Here is a 15,070-nt window from a genome sequence, read left to right as displayed (position 1 = left end):
CTATTTAACTCTTAATATTAGATTATGAAAAAATCATTGATTGTTGTAGGAATGCTTATTCTTACTTTTTCTGCTGTATCTTGTGATAAACTGGAAAAAATTAAAGAGAAGCTTTCTCAGAATGATACCAGACAAGTGGATCTTTTTAGTGTTAATTCAGGAGATGATAACAGGGATATTATTTCTTTTAACAATAACGTGGTGAAGATGGATGATGCCCACTCAGACTTTATTAAAAACTTTCAGAATTCATTGATGCAGATGGATGAATATGTAAAGAATGTAGTGGCTAATCCACAATATTCCGGAATCTCTCCAATATTTACACCTACGGTAATGATGTGGGCCGGACAGGAAATAAAGGCTCCCAATGTCCTGGGAAAAGATTTTCAGGTACTTGTTGATAGGATGAAAGACTCTGCCTCACAGCTACAGTTATTAAAGAAAGAACTCGAAGCATATAAGGATGCCGAAGACTGGAAAGATGATAAGGGAAAAAAAGTCACTGAAATTAATGAAAAGGCAAAAAAACTTATTCAGGAAAATCGTAATTCAGCCAATGAATTGTTTGCAAAACTTACACCAAGGACTGATAAGGCAGAAGTAGAAGTTCTTAAGGATCATCCACTGAAAAAGCAGATTATCCAATCAAGAGAAACAATGGAGCTAGCTCAGAAAATCATTGATGAATCCTATGATGTTACAGATCTGAATGCCTATAAGCAAAAATTTTCCCAGCAATATATACAGATGGAAAAACTATACACACGAAATGTTGATGAAAAAATTCCATCGTCTGAGGAGCAAAAAGAGAAGAGTTATACAGCTTTTAATAATTCTGTTAATGATTTTCTAGGTAAAATGAGAATTGTGCAACGCAGTCTGAATGAAAATAATAAAGAACTTAATAATGATCTTGATGCTTTAGAAAGGGAAGCTGGTTTTGTTTTGAGCAGTTACAACACTTTTGTAGACTAATTTACTAACAATTAAAATTAATATTATGAAAAAAGCATTAGGAATTATTCTCATTATTATAGGTTTTTGCCTGGTAGTGGTTATTAAAATAGGACCATCCAGAGAAACTTCCTGGTTGTTCAAATACGGAGAACTGGCTCCCATGCTTGCTGGGGCTGCTATTTTGATTCCCGGATGGATACTATATAATAAAAATAGGTAGCTATAATCGTGAATCTGGCTATACCTTTATAGAATATAATGATCTGATTCAAAAGGATAGACGTACTTTTACCGCCCATTTTAAAAAAGAAGAGGAATATGGATTTTGATATTTTAAAACAGCAAATAGAAACGGCTGCGAAAAATGCTTTTTTAGAAATGTATGAAAAGCATGGTACTGACAATATTTACAGTTTTGCATTGTATAGTGATGAGGGAGCAATGACAGTATGCCCGTCGTCCAACACTCTGGAAGCCCTTCAGAATATTGATGAAGATGATGCTGTATATTATAAATATGAACCTGCAGAATGGGCATACGAAATGCAAGGGGCAGATGATGAGTTCAATAATATTTGTACCCAATTAAGAGAAGAACTGGATAGAAATGAAGATAATGATGAGTGGTTTAATGAATTTCAGGGTAAGCTTTATTCTACATGCATCGAAGTATTGGAAAAACTTAAAAATGAGAATTTCTTCAAGAATATTACAGGCAAAGATATTTTCCTGATTTTTACCGTTTCAGATTATGAATTTGAAAAACAAGATCTGAAAGATATTATTATCAGACTTAATGATAATGAATATAAAGGTGAATATCTGGAGTGGATGGATACCTGGGGCAATTAAAAGAATGAGATAAAAAAACACACATTTCAATATATAATAATATGAAGCAAGATAAAATAATTGTCTCAGAGACATCTCACAGTAGTAGTGATCCTTATGATTTGATTCTCTCCAATATTTCAGAATTAGAAAAACTGGTAGGACGAAAAATAGACAGATAAATTAAACTTTTAAAAAGTTTCAGGCTATGAAAGACCTTAAAAAGCTCAATATCGAATTAAAGACATATCTTGAAGAGATTAAAGGACAGCTTACCGAAGATTTGATTCATCTGCTTAAAGGAGAAGATATTGTTTATCTTGAAAATAAAGTAAAATCTGATATCAAAGCTTTCTATTTTGAATATGAGTATGATTATCTGAATATTATGTTTTGGGGAGTAGACGGAACTGGTGAACTGGTTACAGAAATAATAAAACTGCCTACGAAGAAAAACAATGCTGCCCATGAAAATGAAAAATGGAATGCATTGATCCCAGAAAAAATATGGACAACTGCTGCAGAGTTTCAAGATAACTATGAAGATGATGATTTTGATGAAATTCTGGATGAGTATAATGACGAAAAGTATAAGTTGTTTGAACAATGGTTTCTTGAGTGTTGGGAAAAGGCATCAGAACAGATAAGTGTGAAAACAGATGCTTATTTTTCTATTCACGATACTTATTTCAAAACAGATCTTAATACGTTGAAGACAATTAATGAAGATGAAATTGCCAGTCGCTATCAGTAAAGGCCACTCACTTTCATAAAAAAATATCTATTAAAATACCCAATCAAAAATATAAAACCAATCTATTATGAGTTCATATAAATTTTATAAAAAAGAAGGAAATCAGTACATCTTTAAAAATCAACCAGTGTTTATTACTGTACTTTCTATTCTTCTGCTTGCATTTGCAGTTTTTATTTTTAATAATGTCAGAATCTTAAGCCTTATTGTTATTGCAACGGTTGTTCTTATTATCATCAATTTCTTTACGAAGAAGTTCATTATCGATATGGATAGAAAAACAATTACCGGCAAGCATACCATTTTTGTTCCATCTAAAACTTATAATATTCAGGATTTTACTAATTTTGATGTGTTGTCAACCAAATATTTGGGCTTATTTACCACGAATGTGATACTTTCTATTTACTTCGAAGTAGATGGTAAAGAAAAACATCTTACTATAGGACAGGCTCTGAACCAAAGAGGGATCCAAAAGATGGTAAATGAGACAGAGGATATCATGAACATCAACGAATCTGGTAATGAACGTAACAGACCGGTATAAATTTGAGGAAAACGGAAGTGAAATAAGTTTCATGCCCAATTACAACTTCCTGAGAACCTTGGTATGGTGGCTGGCATTGGGGGTAATTGCCTTTATGGTGATCATCTATTACTTTATGGATAAAATGTCCGGAGCTAACTTTAAAATCGTTTTTGGAATATGGGTTATCTACATGATATACTTGCTTTTTGACCTTATCTTTAGAGTGCCTGTGAAATATATCTTTGACAAATCCCAAAAATGTATTTATAAAAAAAGATTTATTGCCACGAAAATTATGGATTTTGATGAAATGACTTATTTCATTAGTGATGAAAGTGGATCGTTTCATTATGCTATCGGAAAGAAGCGAAATCAGTTTGTGAAAAACTACAGGATCAGTAATTACTTTTCGGGTTCTAAGGCTTCAATCAGAAGAGAAGAGGAATACATAAAGGAAATATTATGTCCTGTTCTGATTGCCGTAGGAATTCCACTGAATCAATCTGATCAATAACAAATAATAAGTAAGTAGGGTAGGAACTACAACCATGACAATTATAAGTACAACCATTACTTTCCACTTGAGAGGTGGCAAATCAAAGATTTGACGGGTGGTTAAATTCTTAAACAAAAACCCCGGCTGTTTCAAAGAAACAGCCGGGGTTTATATTATTAGGCTAAATGATTACGCTAAAATTCTCTTTACAGCTTCTTTCACTGCTTCAGCATCAATTTTATATTTTTTCATCAATTCAGCTGGTGTTGCAGATTCTCCGAAAGTATCATTTACTGCTACAAACTCTTGTCTTGTAGGTCTTTTTCTTGCAAGCATTCCTGCAACAGATTCACCTAAACCACCAAGGTAGTTATGTTCTTCAGCAGTTACAATTTTACCTGTTTTTTCAACAGACTTTAAAATAATCTCTTCATCAAGAGGCTTAATAGTGTGGATGTTGATCACCTCACAAGAAATACCTTCTTTCTCAAGCTCATCAGCAGCTACAAGAGATTCCCATACAAGGTGTCCTGTTGCAACAATAGTTACATCAGTACCTTCCTGAAGCAAGATTCCTTTTCCAATTTCGAAAGGCATATCTTCAGGGATGAATACAGGAACAGTTGGTCTACCGAATCTTAAATATACAGGGCCATCGTGATCAGCAATTGCAAGAGTTGCTGCTTTTGTCTGGTTGTAGTCACAAGGGTTGATTACCGTCATTCCAGGAAGCATTTTCATCATACCGATATCTTCCAATACCTGGTGAGTAGCTCCATCTTCTCCTAAAGTAAGACCTGCGTGAGATGCACAGATTTTTACATTCTTCCCAGAGTAAGCAATAGATTGACGAATTTGATCATATACTCTTGAAGTAGAGAAGTTAGCAAAAGTTCCAGTAAAAGGAATTTTTCCTGTAATGCTAAGACCTGCAGCAAGTCCCATCATGTTTGCTTCTGCAATACCTACCTGATAGAATCTTTCAGGAGCTTTTTCAATGAATTTCTCCATTTTCAAAGAACCGATAAGGTCTGCACAAAGTGCTACTACATTAGGATTTTTGTCAGCAAGTTCCGCTAATCCGGCTCCGAATCCTGAACGAGTGTCCTTTTTTTCTGTATATGTATATTTCATTTTTATTTTTATTAATCGAGATTGTTTAAGATATTAGTAATCAGCAGGAGCTTCTAAATACAATTGCTTGAATGCTGTGTCTAATTGCTCATCATTTGGAGCTTTACCATGCCAAGCATGAGATCCCATCATAAAGTCTACTCCGGCACCCATTTCTGTATGAAGAATAATTGCTACTGGTTTTCCTTTTCCTGTTTCTGTTTTTGCTCTCTCAAGGATACCAATTACAGCTTCAAGATCGTTACCGTTCTTCTCTTCCAAAACAATCCATCCGAAAGCTTCAAGTTTAGCATGAAGATTTCCTAAGCTTAATACATCATCAGTATCTCCATCAATCTGACGTCCGTTGTAGTCAATGGTAGAAATGATATTATCTACTTTTTTAGCAGCAGCATACATTAATGCTTCCCAGATTTGACCTTCCTGAAGCTCACCATCTCCGTGAAGAGTGTAAACAAGAGACTGATCTCCATCCAATTTTTTACCTTCAGCTACACCAAGAGCTACAGAAAGTCCTTGTCCTAGAGAACCTGAAGCGATTCTGATTCCCGGAAGACCTTCATGAGTAGTAGGGTGTCCCTGTAATCTTGAATCAAGCTTTCTGAAAGTGCTCAATTCAGCTACCGGGAAGAAGTCAAATCTTGCCAAAGTAGAGTAGAATACCGGTGAAATGTGCCCGTTTGATAGATAAAAATGATCTTCATTTTTGCCTTCCATAGTGAAAGGAAGATTATAGTTCATTACCTTTCCGTAAAGTGCTGTGAAGTATTCTGTACAACCTAAACTTCCGCCCGGGTGTCCTGAATTTACAGCATGAACCATTCTTAAAATGTCTCTTCTGATCTGCGTAGTAAGAGATTTTAACTCTTCAATACTTTTACTCATTATATCTGATTTATTTGCACGCGAATTTACAATTTTTTACTGGCTTATGGAAATGCAAAAATCCGGATCTAAAAATCCGGATTTTTATGTATTTGAATATTTTTCTGCTTTTAACAGCCTTCGTTAAGGTAAACTGAAATTTCAGTAACAATATTATTAACAAATTTAAAACTTAATTGTGTTCCTGCCTGCCTGTCTTCCAGATTAAAATATCCGGCGTTCTTCACAGGTTTGCCATTGTCATCCCAATCCTCATTAACACTGAAGTTAGGATAATTTTTATAGGCATTAATCAGGTCATCCTTTGTACTGCCTACTCCAATTCCGCTTTTGGTTTTAAATTTTTTACTGCTTGTTGTGATGTAGGTAATAGACGGGACACTTGGATTAGCTTCGTTGATATAATTATCATAAATATCAAGCTGAATAGTCTCTCCGGTATATTTTACAATAGTTTTTTTTTCTCCGTCTGAGTTCTTCAGTTTTATCCCTGCAATTTTTTCAGCTTCAGCTTTTGGCATAAAAACTTTATACGGCCCGATTCTTAAAGTAGATACCTCAAAGTTTTCCTGAGCATTTATAAAGCCAAATGCCAAAACGAATACGAAAAATGAAATAATTTTTTTCATGGTTTTTTATTTTTGTTGATTGTGTGTATTAAACAACCCTTAAATGTTGCTTATTCTTCACCAGCCATAGTCCGATGAATGTAAGCAGCCCATTAAGGACAATAAGTTCAACTCCAATTCTATAGTCTGTATAATTGGTAACTGCAGAGTTGATGAAGTAAGTTATTATGGGGGCCAAAATGGTAACAGTAAGTATAGAATACTTTTTGGAAATCTGAAATTTGGTGAAAATTCCGAAAGCAAAAAGCCCTAGAAGTGGTCCATAGGTATATCCCGCAATTTCCATAATCAGATAAACAATAGATTTATCATTTAATGCCTTGAAAACCATAATTAGGATGAAGAAAACCACAGTAAAGGTCAAGTGTACTTTCATACGAAGACGTTTTTTCTCTTTTTCAGTTTTGGTTTTATCTTCATTAAGGTTTAATAAATCTACACAGTAGGAACTTGTCACAGCCGTTAATGCACCATCAGCAGATGGGAATAATGCTGAAATTAATCCAATAATAAAAATAACGGAAATAGTCATTGGGAAGTATCCCTGAAGAGATAAGGCTGGGAAAAGGTCATCTCCCATAATATTCTTAATATTTCCTGCAGCATCTTTGAAACCAAAAATATTGCTCACAGGATCAGTTCCTGTTGTTCCATATTCTGCGCCATGTTGCAGAGCAAAAAGATAGAGTAGGCCTCCTAAGAATAGGAAAGCCAGATTAACCAAAAGTAGTGTTCCTGCAAAGGTTAGCATGTTTTTCTTTGAATTCTTAAGGTTATCTACAGAAATGTTTTTCTGCATCATTTCCTGATCCAATCCTGTCATGGCTATGGTAATAAAGATTCCTCCCAGAATTGTTTTTAGGAAAAATGTCTTGGAATTTGGATCAAAATTAATAAAATGAGTATAATTTTTCTGCTCCAAGATGGTATATGCCTCACCGAAAGATAAGTTTAGATTGGATAGAATGTAAACAATACAGGCTACCAAACTGATGATCATAAAAGAAGTCTGTAAAGTATCTGTAATGACAATGGTTTTTACTCCGCCCTCGAAAGTATAGAGAAGCACCATCAGCAGGAGTACAAGGGAAGTTACCCAAAACGGAACTCCAAGGCCTTCCAATAAGAATATCTGCAAAACATTGACAACCAGGTATAACCTTGCCGTAGCACCAATAGCTCGGGAAATAATAAAGAATATAGAGCCTATTTTATGCGCCTCTACATTGAATCTTCTTCCTAGATAAGTATAAATAGAGGTTAGATTCATCTTATAATACAAGGGAAGCAATATGGCTGCAACAATAAAATATCCGATGAAAAAACCAATCACCATCATATAATATTCAAAACCGCCGTAGATATACTCAGAGCCTGTCATTTTTCCGACTGTTCCCGGAACTGAAATAAAGGTAACCCCACTTAAGCTGGTTCCTATCATTCCGAATGCAACGAGCCACCATTTACTTTTTTTATTACCAATAAAAAATGACTGATTATCAGAGTTTCGGCTGGTGAAATAAGAAATCACCAAAAGGCCGATAAAGTAGATAAATACAAATAGCAAAAGGATAGTTCCTGGATTCATGCTTAATTTTTAAATTTTAGCAAATATATAAAAAAGAACCATCGGGAATACTGAATTTACTTCATAGTCAGTTTTTATAGACCTGCTGGTATCAATTAGGTAAGGAAAAGTAGAGAAATGTACTGTTTCTGAGTTTATTTTAAAAGAAAAACCTTTCAGATTCATACTCTGAAAGGTTTGTATTGTAAGGGTGGAAAGCAGTGATTAATTCACCAAAACATCCTGTAGTTCCTCACTTTTCTGGAAACTAGCCTTAGCAAAAGGACAGAGAGGAATAATCTTCTTCCCGTTCTTTCTGGCGAAACCTACAGCTGCCAAAAGCATTTCCTTACCTACACCTTTTCCGTTGTAGGCTTCTTCCACCTCGGTGTGGTCTATAATAAATCTTTCTTCTCCTGCCCAAGTGTATGTCATCATTCCTGCGCGTCTTCCATCTATGAAAGCTTCAAAACTTCCGTGTTTCTCGTCGTTGTTTTGTTTTACTTCGATCATATTTTATGAGAATTTAGTTAGTATTTCTATGTCGTTTGTTAATATCTTATGAACAGGGCAGGCATCTGCAATGGTGTGTAGTCTTTTCATCTGCTCATCATCCAGAATTCCTTCAAAGCTGATATCTCTTTTGAAAATCGCTCTTTTGGTTAATGGATAATTTTCGAGTTCTACTTCCACATTGATGTTTTCTACATCCCATTCTTTTCTTTCAATGTACATTCTAAGGGTTGCTGCTGTACAGCTTGCCAGAGATGTTGCCAGAATTTCCATGGGATTGAACCCTTTATTCTGTCCGCCTTTATCTATAGGTTCATCAGTAATGATGGTGTTTTCACCGGCCGTTACCTCAGTATAATATTTTGTTTTTCCTAAACTTGCTTTTACCGTTACCGCCATTATCTTTCTGTATTGAATGTATAACTTAATGCTCCAGAAGGGCATTGGTCTATTTGTTTTTTTAGTTCTTCAGGAGTAGCATTTCCTGCTTTTATCCAAGGTCTGTCTTTTGGATTATAGACATTGGGAAGCAGCTTTACACATACAGCCGAGTGGATACACTTTTGAGGCTGCCAGATAACAGTAATGTCGCCGTTGGGATATTCGTGTGTTTCCATATTAATTGTCTTTTAATGATTTTTCGATTCTTCTGTCCGGAATCAGCCATATGAGAGCCACGAGATAATAAAAACCTATGGCAATATAAGGATAAAAAAATGAAGTAGCGATTCCAAGGACGTAAAATATGATGGAGATATACTCTTTTGCTTTAAAATTTATAGCCTCTTTTAGCTTTGAATTTTCACCCTCATTTCGGATAATAAGGTTCTCCAGAATGGTGTAGGCAATAGCACACATGATAAGACCTATACCATAGGCGGCAACAGGGTTTTCTGCAAAGCCGGTTGTTCCTATCCATTCCGTAGCAATAGGCATCAGGGATAACCAAAACAAAAGATGCAGGTTAGCCCAAAGAATACTGCCGTTTACCTTTTTTACCGTTTGGAATAAATGATGGTGGTTGTTCCAATAAATTCCTACATAGATAAAACTGAAAATATAGGCCAAAAACCTCGGAAGAAGCGGTTTCAAACTTCCCCAGCTCGATCCTTCGGGAACCTTTAATTCCAGGACCATAATTGTAATGATGATCGCTAATACACCATCACTGAATGCCTCCAGCCTTCCTTTAGTCATTGGTTTTAATCTGGTTTTTAAAATTTTCAATCTTTGCTTTCAGATCGCTGAGCATATCAGGATTAATCACCCCGCTTTCAAGGTCAAAATTTTCATAAAACTTAGATAACGAAAAAGTATCCTTGATATCTGCTGCAAACTGTGGGAAAAATGTTTTTGCTGTATTCATAACATTTCCGCCACCATAACCTCCGGGTGAAGTACTCATCAGAAGCATAGGCTTGTTTTGAAATACTTTTACATTGATCCTTGATGACCAATCGAAAACATTTTTAAATGCTGCACTGTAAGATCTGTTATGCTCAGCCAGTGAACAGATAATGACATCACACTCTTCAATCACCTTTAAAAAATGATGGGCTTCATCCGGAAATCCTTTCTTTTCAAGGTCTACGGAGAAAACAGGCATCGTGAAATCGTTAAGGTCAATCAGATTGATTTCTTCATTCTGGAAATCTTTTAATACAAATTTTACGAGCTCCCTGTTAATTGAAGTAGATGAGGTGCTTCCTGCAAACGCTAATATTTTCATGGTTTTTATCGTGGTCTGGGTTTATTTTCTGTTTAAAATGGACTTTGGTAGTGGAACATATTCCTGCTCATCCCCCGGAACTAGCGGAAATGCATCATGATTCTGATCGTTCCAGTTTATTTTAGCCTGATCAATCATTTCCTTGTCAGAATTCACAAAGTTCCAGAATATAAAACGCTCCTCATCGAAAGGTTCCCCTCCAAATAAGTAAACCGTACCGTTTTCACTCATTTCAAATTCACAAAGCTTGGTATCTTTTGCAATCATAAGTTGTTTTGAACCATAAGAATTCCCTTCTGTGGTTACCGTTCCATCCAAAACATACATGGCCGCTTCTCCATAAAGATCTTTCCCAATGCTGATTTTCTTTGGTTCCTTTGTTTTGATCTCAAGGAAAAACAGCTTGCTGTGTACCGGAACAGGAGATGTTCTTCCGAATGCTTCCCCTGCAATGAGCTTATATTGAATTCCGTCCTCTTCCCAAACAGGAATGTCATTCTCTTCAATATGATGGAAAGTAGGTTCAGATTGTTCAAGGTGCTTTGGAAGACCTACCCAGATTTGAAACCCGTGTAGTCTTTTATCGCTATGTCTAAGGTATTCAGGAGTTCTTTCTGAATGCACAACGCCTTTTCCGGCAGTCATCCAGTTTACAGCTCCCGGTTTTATTTCTACAGCACTTCCGATACTGTCTCTGTGGAAAATAGATCCTTCAAGCAGGTACGTTAATGTAGATAATCCGATATGCGGATGTGGAGGAACATCAAGATTTTGATAATCCTTTAGTTCAGAAGGTCCCATGTGATCAATAAAAACAAAGGGTCCGACCGCTCTTTTTTCACGGAACGGAAGAAGCCTTCCTACCAGAAAATTTCCTATATCTGCTGCTTTTTCTTCGATGATAAGTCCAATATTTGACATAATGATGTAATGCTTTTTAAAATTTTATTTAAATGAATGTTCCTGAGAAGAATTTAAAGTTTATCATATCCTTCAAATTTTTCATCCACAATACGTTTCCATTCAGGATGCTTTTTAATAAAGGCAAAAACGTAGGGGCAGAACGGAAGAAGCTTTTTACCGCTTTCTTCAATATAATGTAAGGTTTTTTCCACCACGGCTGCTGCGGCACCTGTTCCTGCAAGCTCTGGTTCAGCTTCCGTATGAATTAAAGCAATCTGATGAGTAGTTTCGCGATAATTAATGAAAGCAAAGTGTCCATTGACATCAATTTCAAATCTTTTATCGGTTTTTGTAAGGGGTATGTTTTCAAATTCTGGTTTCATAATTTTCGTATTAAAAGTTATGGGTTTTATAAAGGAACAAGATCTTATTAATTGTTGTTGAGAACGGAATCTTATTGATTTTAAAATCGATAAACTTTGTCCGTTGCATCATTTAAATACAATATAAATCCTGTTCCTTTACATATAACCCGACATCATTATATAAAGTTAATAAAAAAGGAACAATCAAAGATTAAGGAAAATTTAATTTTACTAATCCTCCAGATAGCCAAACTTTCCGGTATTAAAATCCTCAAATGCCTGCATGATTTCCTCTCTGGAATTCATCACAAAAGGTCCGTGAGGATAGATAGGTTCATTAATTGGTTCTCCGCTGATGATTAAAACTACAGAATCTTCTTTTGCTTCAATGGTAAACGTTTCACCCTCGTTTTTAAATAGGGCAAAATGATCTGCCTTAATGTTTTCATCTCCGTTGATGATGATATTGCCCTCAATAACTAGGGCTGCTGTATTAAAGTGAGCAGGAAAATTGAATTCAGCCTTTCCTCCCGCCTTAAGTTTTGCATTCATCATATGAACTGGTGTAAAAGTATCGGCAGGGCCACTATGTCCGTTATATTCTCCGGCAATGACTTCCACCAATCCATTTTCTCCTAAATCCACATTCTCCATCTTGGAGTTTTCAATAGCCTGATATTTTGGCGTACTCATTTTATCCTTTGCAGGAAGATTTACCCAAAGCTGAACCATCTGAAAGATTCCTCCTTGTTTTGCCCATTCTGTTTCATGATATTCCTTGTGAAGAACACCTTTTGCTGCGGTCATCCATTGTACATCACCTTCACCAATGACACCGCCACCACCGGCACTGTCATGATGTTCTACTTTACCACTATATGCTATTGTTACCGTTTCAAAACCTCTGTGTGGATGAACACCCACGCCTCTTGGTCTTTCTGAACCGTTGAAATGAAATTTTGAATTATAATCAAGCATAATGAACGGGTCCATTCTTTTCATGTCTAGTCCCTGTACGCCTGGAATAAAATTATGAACTCTAAAACCATCACCTACGAAGTGTGCAGGTCTTGGAGATACTACTATTTCTACTTTTTTAGTTGCCATAATATTGTTGATTTTATATGAACAAAAGTACCATAGTTATAAGTCAGAAACATTGATCTGTGATAAGTTCGTATTGAGCCAAAGTGGTAACATATTGTGCATTGTCAGCACCCTTTACTCTTTTACCGTTTTGCTTACCCTTATTCTTCTTTCGACTTCATATTTTTACCATCCGAAATATGTAACCTTCTAAAGACAAATCCCGATAAAATAGTCAGTATTCCTACCGTGAGAAATGTGTATCGGAAAGCATTGTGAATCTCACCCTGAATTAGATCTGTATTTTCAAATAACTTTAATACAATCAATCCGAATGCAATACCAAACCCAATGGCAAGCTGCTGATTTACGGATATCAAAGAATTTCCGCTACTGGTCTGGAAGTTTCTAAGATCCGCAATGGAAATCGTATTCATGGAGGTAAACTGAATGGAGTTGAAGAATCCTAGCACCGCAATAATGGGGACAAACCAATACAGGGAAGTGTGAATATCAGGAATCGCCAATAGACAGATTAGGGTTCCAATGATGAATGTATTCACCATAAGGGTTTGTCGATAACCATATTTGTCCAGAATTTTAATAACTGATGATTTCCCGAATATGGCCGTTAAAGCCATTGGAGCAATAATCCATCCCGAAGTTACTGCCGATTGTTTATAGGCAATCTGTATCATCAACGGAAGGAGTAGTGGAACAGAACTGATTCCAAGTCTGGTGGCCAGATTTCCCACAATTCCAACACGGAAGGTTCTTACCTGAAATAAATTTAATGGAAAGATAGGATTGCCTCCTCTTTTTGCATGCTTATAGTAATAATAAAGAAAAAGGAAGCCTAAAATAAATACAAGAAGCACAGGCGTGATGTTTTGTATGTCTCCGAAAAGTTCCAAAGAAACAGAAAGTAGGAGAGAAGCTGCTGCAAAGATTAAGAAACCTTTCAGATCAAAATCAACATCATCAGATTTATAATTGGGCATAAATTTTAAGCCTAAAATAATACCCAGAATACCAATAGGAATATTAATAAGAAATATCCAGTGCCAGGAAAGATAATCTACCATATAACCTCCAACTAACGGACCTAATACAGGGCCGATAAGAGCAGGGATAATGGCAAAATTCATGGCTTTAAGAAGTTCACTTTTGTCAAATGTTTTAATAAGAGCTAATTTTCCAACCGGGGTCATCAAACTTCCGCCAACTCCCTGGATTACCCTTGAAATAACCAAATGAGTCAGGTTTTGAGATAATGAACAAAATAACGAACCAAGACTGAATAAAACCAAGGAGAAGATAAAGATCTTTTTTGTTCCAAATCTATCTGCCAAAAAACCACTCGCTGGCATAAAAACAGCCAGTGTCAGAACGTAGCTGATGATGGCATTCTGCATATTTAATGGAGATTCATGAAGATCCTTTGCGATGGAGGGCAGGGAAGTATTCAGAATTGTAGAATCCAGCATTTGCATAAAAATAGCAGTGGCCAGAATCAGGGGGAGAATTTTTTTTATGGGTGTCGGTTGAGAGCTTGTTTCCGTCATGTTCTACAGGCTGGAATATTCAAAAACGTCCAGACTTATTTTATTTGAAAAAAATGCTTGCTTTAAGCAATTTGATTCTTAGATAAAGAAATCCATATAAAATTAAAAAAGTCCTGCGAGATATCACAGGACTTTTCAATTTATTTTCTAGGTTTTTCTACTCCTTTCCATTCGTCACCGGCTTTTCTATACTGGCTTAAAGTGAAATTTTTGAAATCCTTTGTTTTATATTCAATGTTATCGGTGTTTTGCTCAAACGGCATGATGTAGTAATATTCAACATCCGTTTTATCCGATTTGTTCCCTTTTTTCACAGATGGAACATATTTTGAAAACTTATAGCTAGGAAGATATTGTTTTAATCTTGTGTAGAATGCCTTATCTTCTTTTTCATTAGGAATGATATCTATAATGTTCAGATCATCTTTCTTCTTGTCAACCCAAAGATAATACGTTTTCTCTTCTCCCATGTTTCTGTTAACCGAGTTGAAAGCAAACAATTCCTTTGGAACCATTTCCTTGATCTTTTCAGGGTCAACCTTAGTGTAAAATTGTCCTTTTGAAGGGTCTACATAGGTTTCAAGGTTATACATTAAAACAGAATTATTTTCAAAATTCTTGTTTTTAAAATATTGATTTAAAGATAATTCTGCAGTTGCTCTTAATTCCTTACTTCTGTCATCCAGTTTTTTTGTTGGATTCTGAGGATTCACTTTTTTTACAAATTGATACAGAACTATAGGTTTGATATCCTTAAGGTGAGGATAAGTTTTAAGTTGTTCAGCCTTTACCAACCAGTAAAATTGTTGATAGTAGTCATCTTTATCAGCATCTTTCACACTTTTATAAGCCAAAGCAAGCTTTTTTGAGTTCAGGTATTTGCCGTATTTTCCCTGTCCAAAAGCAAAACTTATGGATAATAAGGCAAATAAAACAGTAAGGTTTCTTCTCATTTTTTTATAATTGATATTTTCGTTTTCCAAATATAATTATTTATTAGATATTATTTTTGATTGTCAGCTAAATTATGTCGATATTATTGCTGTTAATTCAAAAGAAAATCCTGTATTGCTACAGGATTGATAAATTTTGTGTGAATTTTAGAAATTAGAACCCGAATATTA

At 35.5% G+C, this 15,070-nt stretch carries 20 protein-coding genes; 6 read left to right on the top strand and 14 right to left on the bottom strand.

Annotated elements, in window-relative coordinates; translation table 11 throughout:
• Window positions 1–24: 24 nt before the first annotated feature.
• From C1638_RS16425 to C1638_RS16405, 6 genes are all read left to right on the top strand, one after another.
• The gene (locus C1638_RS16425) at window positions 25–978 is read left to right on the top strand and encodes a YiiG family protein (RefSeq protein ID WP_109622766.1); all 954 of its coding nucleotides are present in this window, start codon (window positions 25–27) and stop codon (window positions 976–978) included.
• Between the two features lie 25 nt (window positions 979–1,003).
• The gene (locus C1638_RS22390) at window positions 1,004–1,180 is read left to right on the top strand and encodes a hypothetical protein (RefSeq protein WP_165826550.1); all 177 of its coding nucleotides are present in this window, start codon (window positions 1,004–1,006) and stop codon (window positions 1,178–1,180) included.
• Window positions 1,181–1,278: 98 nt separating this feature from the next.
• The gene (locus tag C1638_RS16420; protein ID WP_109622764.1) at window positions 1,279–1,812 is read left to right on the top strand and encodes a DUF4303 domain-containing protein; all 534 of its coding nucleotides are present in this window, start codon (window positions 1,279–1,281) and stop codon (window positions 1,810–1,812) included.
• 187 nt (window positions 1,813–1,999) lie between these two features.
• Complete coding sequence (locus C1638_RS16415; RefSeq protein WP_109622762.1) at window positions 2,000–2,545, top strand: hypothetical protein; 546 nt, start codon at window positions 2,000–2,002, stop codon at window positions 2,543–2,545.
• 67 nt (window positions 2,546–2,612) lie between these two features.
• A complete protein-coding gene (locus tag C1638_RS16410) occupies window positions 2,613–3,092 on the top strand; it encodes a hypothetical protein (RefSeq protein ID WP_109622761.1) in 480 nt (159 codons plus the stop codon).
• A complete protein-coding gene (locus C1638_RS16405) occupies window positions 3,070–3,588 on the top strand; it encodes a hypothetical protein (protein ID WP_228428193.1) in 519 nt (172 codons plus the stop codon). The genes C1638_RS16410 and C1638_RS16405 overlap by 23 nt, the downstream gene beginning before the upstream one ends.
• 171 nt (window positions 3,589–3,759) lie before the next feature.
• Here C1638_RS16405 and C1638_RS16400 read toward each other — a convergent pair whose 3' ends face one another.
• The 14 genes from C1638_RS16400 to C1638_RS16335 form a co-directional block, all read right to left on the bottom strand.
• A complete protein-coding gene (locus tag C1638_RS16400; protein ID WP_106917237.1) occupies window positions 3,760–4,704 on the bottom strand; it encodes a transketolase family protein in 945 nt (314 codons plus the stop codon).
• Window positions 4,705–4,737: 33 nt separating this feature from the next.
• Complete coding sequence (locus C1638_RS16395) at window positions 4,738–5,592, bottom strand: transketolase (RefSeq protein ID WP_262509810.1); 855 nt, start codon at window positions 5,590–5,592, stop codon at window positions 4,738–4,740.
• Between the two features lie 107 nt (window positions 5,593–5,699).
• The gene (locus tag C1638_RS16390) at window positions 5,700–6,218 is read right to left on the bottom strand and encodes a hypothetical protein (protein WP_109622756.1); all 519 of its coding nucleotides are present in this window, start codon (window positions 6,216–6,218) and stop codon (window positions 5,700–5,702) included.
• A 28-nt stretch (window positions 6,219–6,246) separates the two neighbouring features.
• Window positions 6,247–7,806 (bottom strand): sodium:solute symporter, encoded by a 1,560-nt coding sequence (locus C1638_RS16385; RefSeq protein WP_109622754.1) that lies wholly within the window; start codon window positions 7,804–7,806, stop codon window positions 6,247–6,249.
• Window positions 7,807–8,010: 204 nt separating this feature from the next.
• Window positions 8,011–8,298, bottom strand: a complete 288-nt coding sequence (locus C1638_RS16380) for a GNAT family N-acetyltransferase (RefSeq protein WP_185140439.1) — start codon at window positions 8,296–8,298, stop codon at window positions 8,011–8,013.
• 3 nt (window positions 8,299–8,301) lie between these two features.
• Window positions 8,302–8,697, bottom strand: a complete 396-nt coding sequence (locus C1638_RS16375; RefSeq protein WP_109622752.1) for an OsmC family protein — start codon at window positions 8,695–8,697, stop codon at window positions 8,302–8,304.
• Window positions 8,697–8,915, bottom strand: coding sequence for a (4Fe-4S)-binding protein (locus C1638_RS16370; RefSeq protein WP_109622750.1), 219 nt, complete (start codon window positions 8,913–8,915; stop codon window positions 8,697–8,699). The genes C1638_RS16375 and C1638_RS16370 overlap by 1 nt, the downstream gene beginning before the upstream one ends.
• A gap of 1 nt (window position 8,916) precedes the next feature.
• Window positions 8,917–9,495 carry a TMEM175 family protein gene (locus C1638_RS16365; RefSeq protein ID WP_109622748.1) on the bottom strand — a complete coding sequence of 193 codons (579 nt, stop codon included), beginning with the start codon at window positions 9,493–9,495 and terminating at the stop codon, window positions 8,917–8,919.
• Window positions 9,488–10,027 carry an NADPH-dependent FMN reductase gene (locus tag C1638_RS16360; RefSeq protein WP_109622746.1) on the bottom strand — a complete coding sequence of 180 codons (540 nt, stop codon included), beginning with the start codon at window positions 10,025–10,027 and terminating at the stop codon, window positions 9,488–9,490. The genes C1638_RS16365 and C1638_RS16360 overlap by 8 nt, the downstream gene beginning before the upstream one ends.
• A gap of 21 nt (window positions 10,028–10,048) precedes the next feature.
• Window positions 10,049–10,948 carry a pirin family protein gene (locus C1638_RS16355; RefSeq protein ID WP_109622744.1) on the bottom strand — a complete coding sequence of 300 codons (900 nt, stop codon included), beginning with the start codon at window positions 10,946–10,948 and terminating at the stop codon, window positions 10,049–10,051.
• Window positions 10,949–11,001: 53 nt separating this feature from the next.
• A complete protein-coding gene (locus C1638_RS16350) occupies window positions 11,002–11,313 on the bottom strand; it encodes a GNAT family N-acetyltransferase (RefSeq protein ID WP_109622742.1) in 312 nt (103 codons plus the stop codon).
• A gap of 213 nt (window positions 11,314–11,526) precedes the next feature.
• Window positions 11,527–12,402: a pirin family protein gene (locus C1638_RS16345; RefSeq protein WP_109622740.1), complete on the bottom strand. Its 876-nt coding sequence runs from the start codon at window positions 12,400–12,402 to the stop codon at window positions 11,527–11,529.
• A 140-nt stretch (window positions 12,403–12,542) separates the two neighbouring features.
• Window positions 12,543–13,946, bottom strand: a complete 1,404-nt coding sequence (locus C1638_RS16340) for an MFS transporter (protein ID WP_109622738.1) — start codon at window positions 13,944–13,946, stop codon at window positions 12,543–12,545.
• Window positions 13,947–14,086: 140 nt separating this feature from the next.
• A complete protein-coding gene (locus C1638_RS16335) occupies window positions 14,087–14,929 on the bottom strand; it encodes a hypothetical protein (protein ID WP_228428191.1) in 843 nt (280 codons plus the stop codon).
• Between the last annotated feature and the right edge of the window lie 141 nt (window positions 14,930–15,070).

Origin of the sequence: Chryseobacterium oncorhynchi (assembly GCF_002899895.1) — a bacterium.
In the GTDB taxonomy this organism is placed as follows: Bacteria; Bacteroidota; Bacteroidia; order Flavobacteriales; family Weeksellaceae; genus Chryseobacterium; species Chryseobacterium oncorhynchi.
This window is presented reverse-complemented; position numbering and strand designations above follow the sequence as displayed.

Coding starts and splice junctions, on each gene's coding strand:
- C1638_RS22390 (WP_165826550.1), top strand. CDS start 1,004: ATGAAAAAAGCATTAGGAATTATTCTCATTATTATAGGTTTTTGCCTG.
- C1638_RS16365 (WP_109622748.1), bottom strand. CDS start 9,495: ATGACTAAAGGAAGGCTGGAGGCATTCAGTGATGGTGTATTAGCGATC.
- C1638_RS16405 (WP_228428193.1), top strand. CDS start 3,070: ATGAACGTAACAGACCGGTATAAATTTGAGGAAAACGGAAGTGAAATA.
- C1638_RS16390 (WP_109622756.1), bottom strand. CDS start 6,218: ATGAAAAAAATTATTTCATTTTTCGTATTCGTTTTGGCATTTGGCTTT.
- C1638_RS16370 (WP_109622750.1), bottom strand. CDS start 8,915: ATGGAAACACACGAATATCCCAACGGCGACATTACTGTTATCTGGCAG.
- C1638_RS16340 (WP_109622738.1), bottom strand. CDS start 13,946: ATGACGGAAACAAGCTCTCAACCGACACCCATAAAAAAAATTCTCCCC.
- C1638_RS16400 (WP_106917237.1), bottom strand. CDS start 4,704: ATGAAATATACATATACAGAAAAAAAGGACACTCGTTCAGGATTCGGA.
- C1638_RS16410 (WP_109622761.1), top strand. CDS start 2,613: ATGAGTTCATATAAATTTTATAAAAAAGAAGGAAATCAGTACATCTTT.
- C1638_RS16425 (WP_109622766.1), top strand. CDS start 25: ATGAAAAAATCATTGATTGTTGTAGGAATGCTTATTCTTACTTTTTCT.
- C1638_RS16385 (WP_109622754.1), bottom strand. CDS start 7,806: ATGAATCCAGGAACTATCCTTTTGCTATTTGTATTTATCTACTTTATC.
- C1638_RS16415 (WP_109622762.1), top strand. CDS start 2,000: ATGAAAGACCTTAAAAAGCTCAATATCGAATTAAAGACATATCTTGAA.
- C1638_RS16360 (WP_109622746.1), bottom strand. CDS start 10,027: ATGAAAATATTAGCGTTTGCAGGAAGCACCTCATCTACTTCAATTAAC.
- C1638_RS16355 (WP_109622744.1), bottom strand. CDS start 10,948: ATGTCAAATATTGGACTTATCATCGAAGAAAAAGCAGCAGATATAGGA.
- C1638_RS16345 (WP_109622740.1), bottom strand. CDS start 12,402: ATGGCAACTAAAAAAGTAGAAATAGTAGTATCTCCAAGACCTGCACAC.
- C1638_RS16375 (WP_109622752.1), bottom strand. CDS start 8,697: ATGGCGGTAACGGTAAAAGCAAGTTTAGGAAAAACAAAATATTATACT.
- C1638_RS16350 (WP_109622742.1), bottom strand. CDS start 11,313: ATGAAACCAGAATTTGAAAACATACCCCTTACAAAAACCGATAAAAGA.
- C1638_RS16380 (WP_185140439.1), bottom strand. CDS start 8,298: ATGATCGAAGTAAAACAAAACAACGACGAGAAACACGGAAGTTTTGAA.
- C1638_RS16420 (WP_109622764.1), top strand. CDS start 1,279: ATGGATTTTGATATTTTAAAACAGCAAATAGAAACGGCTGCGAAAAAT.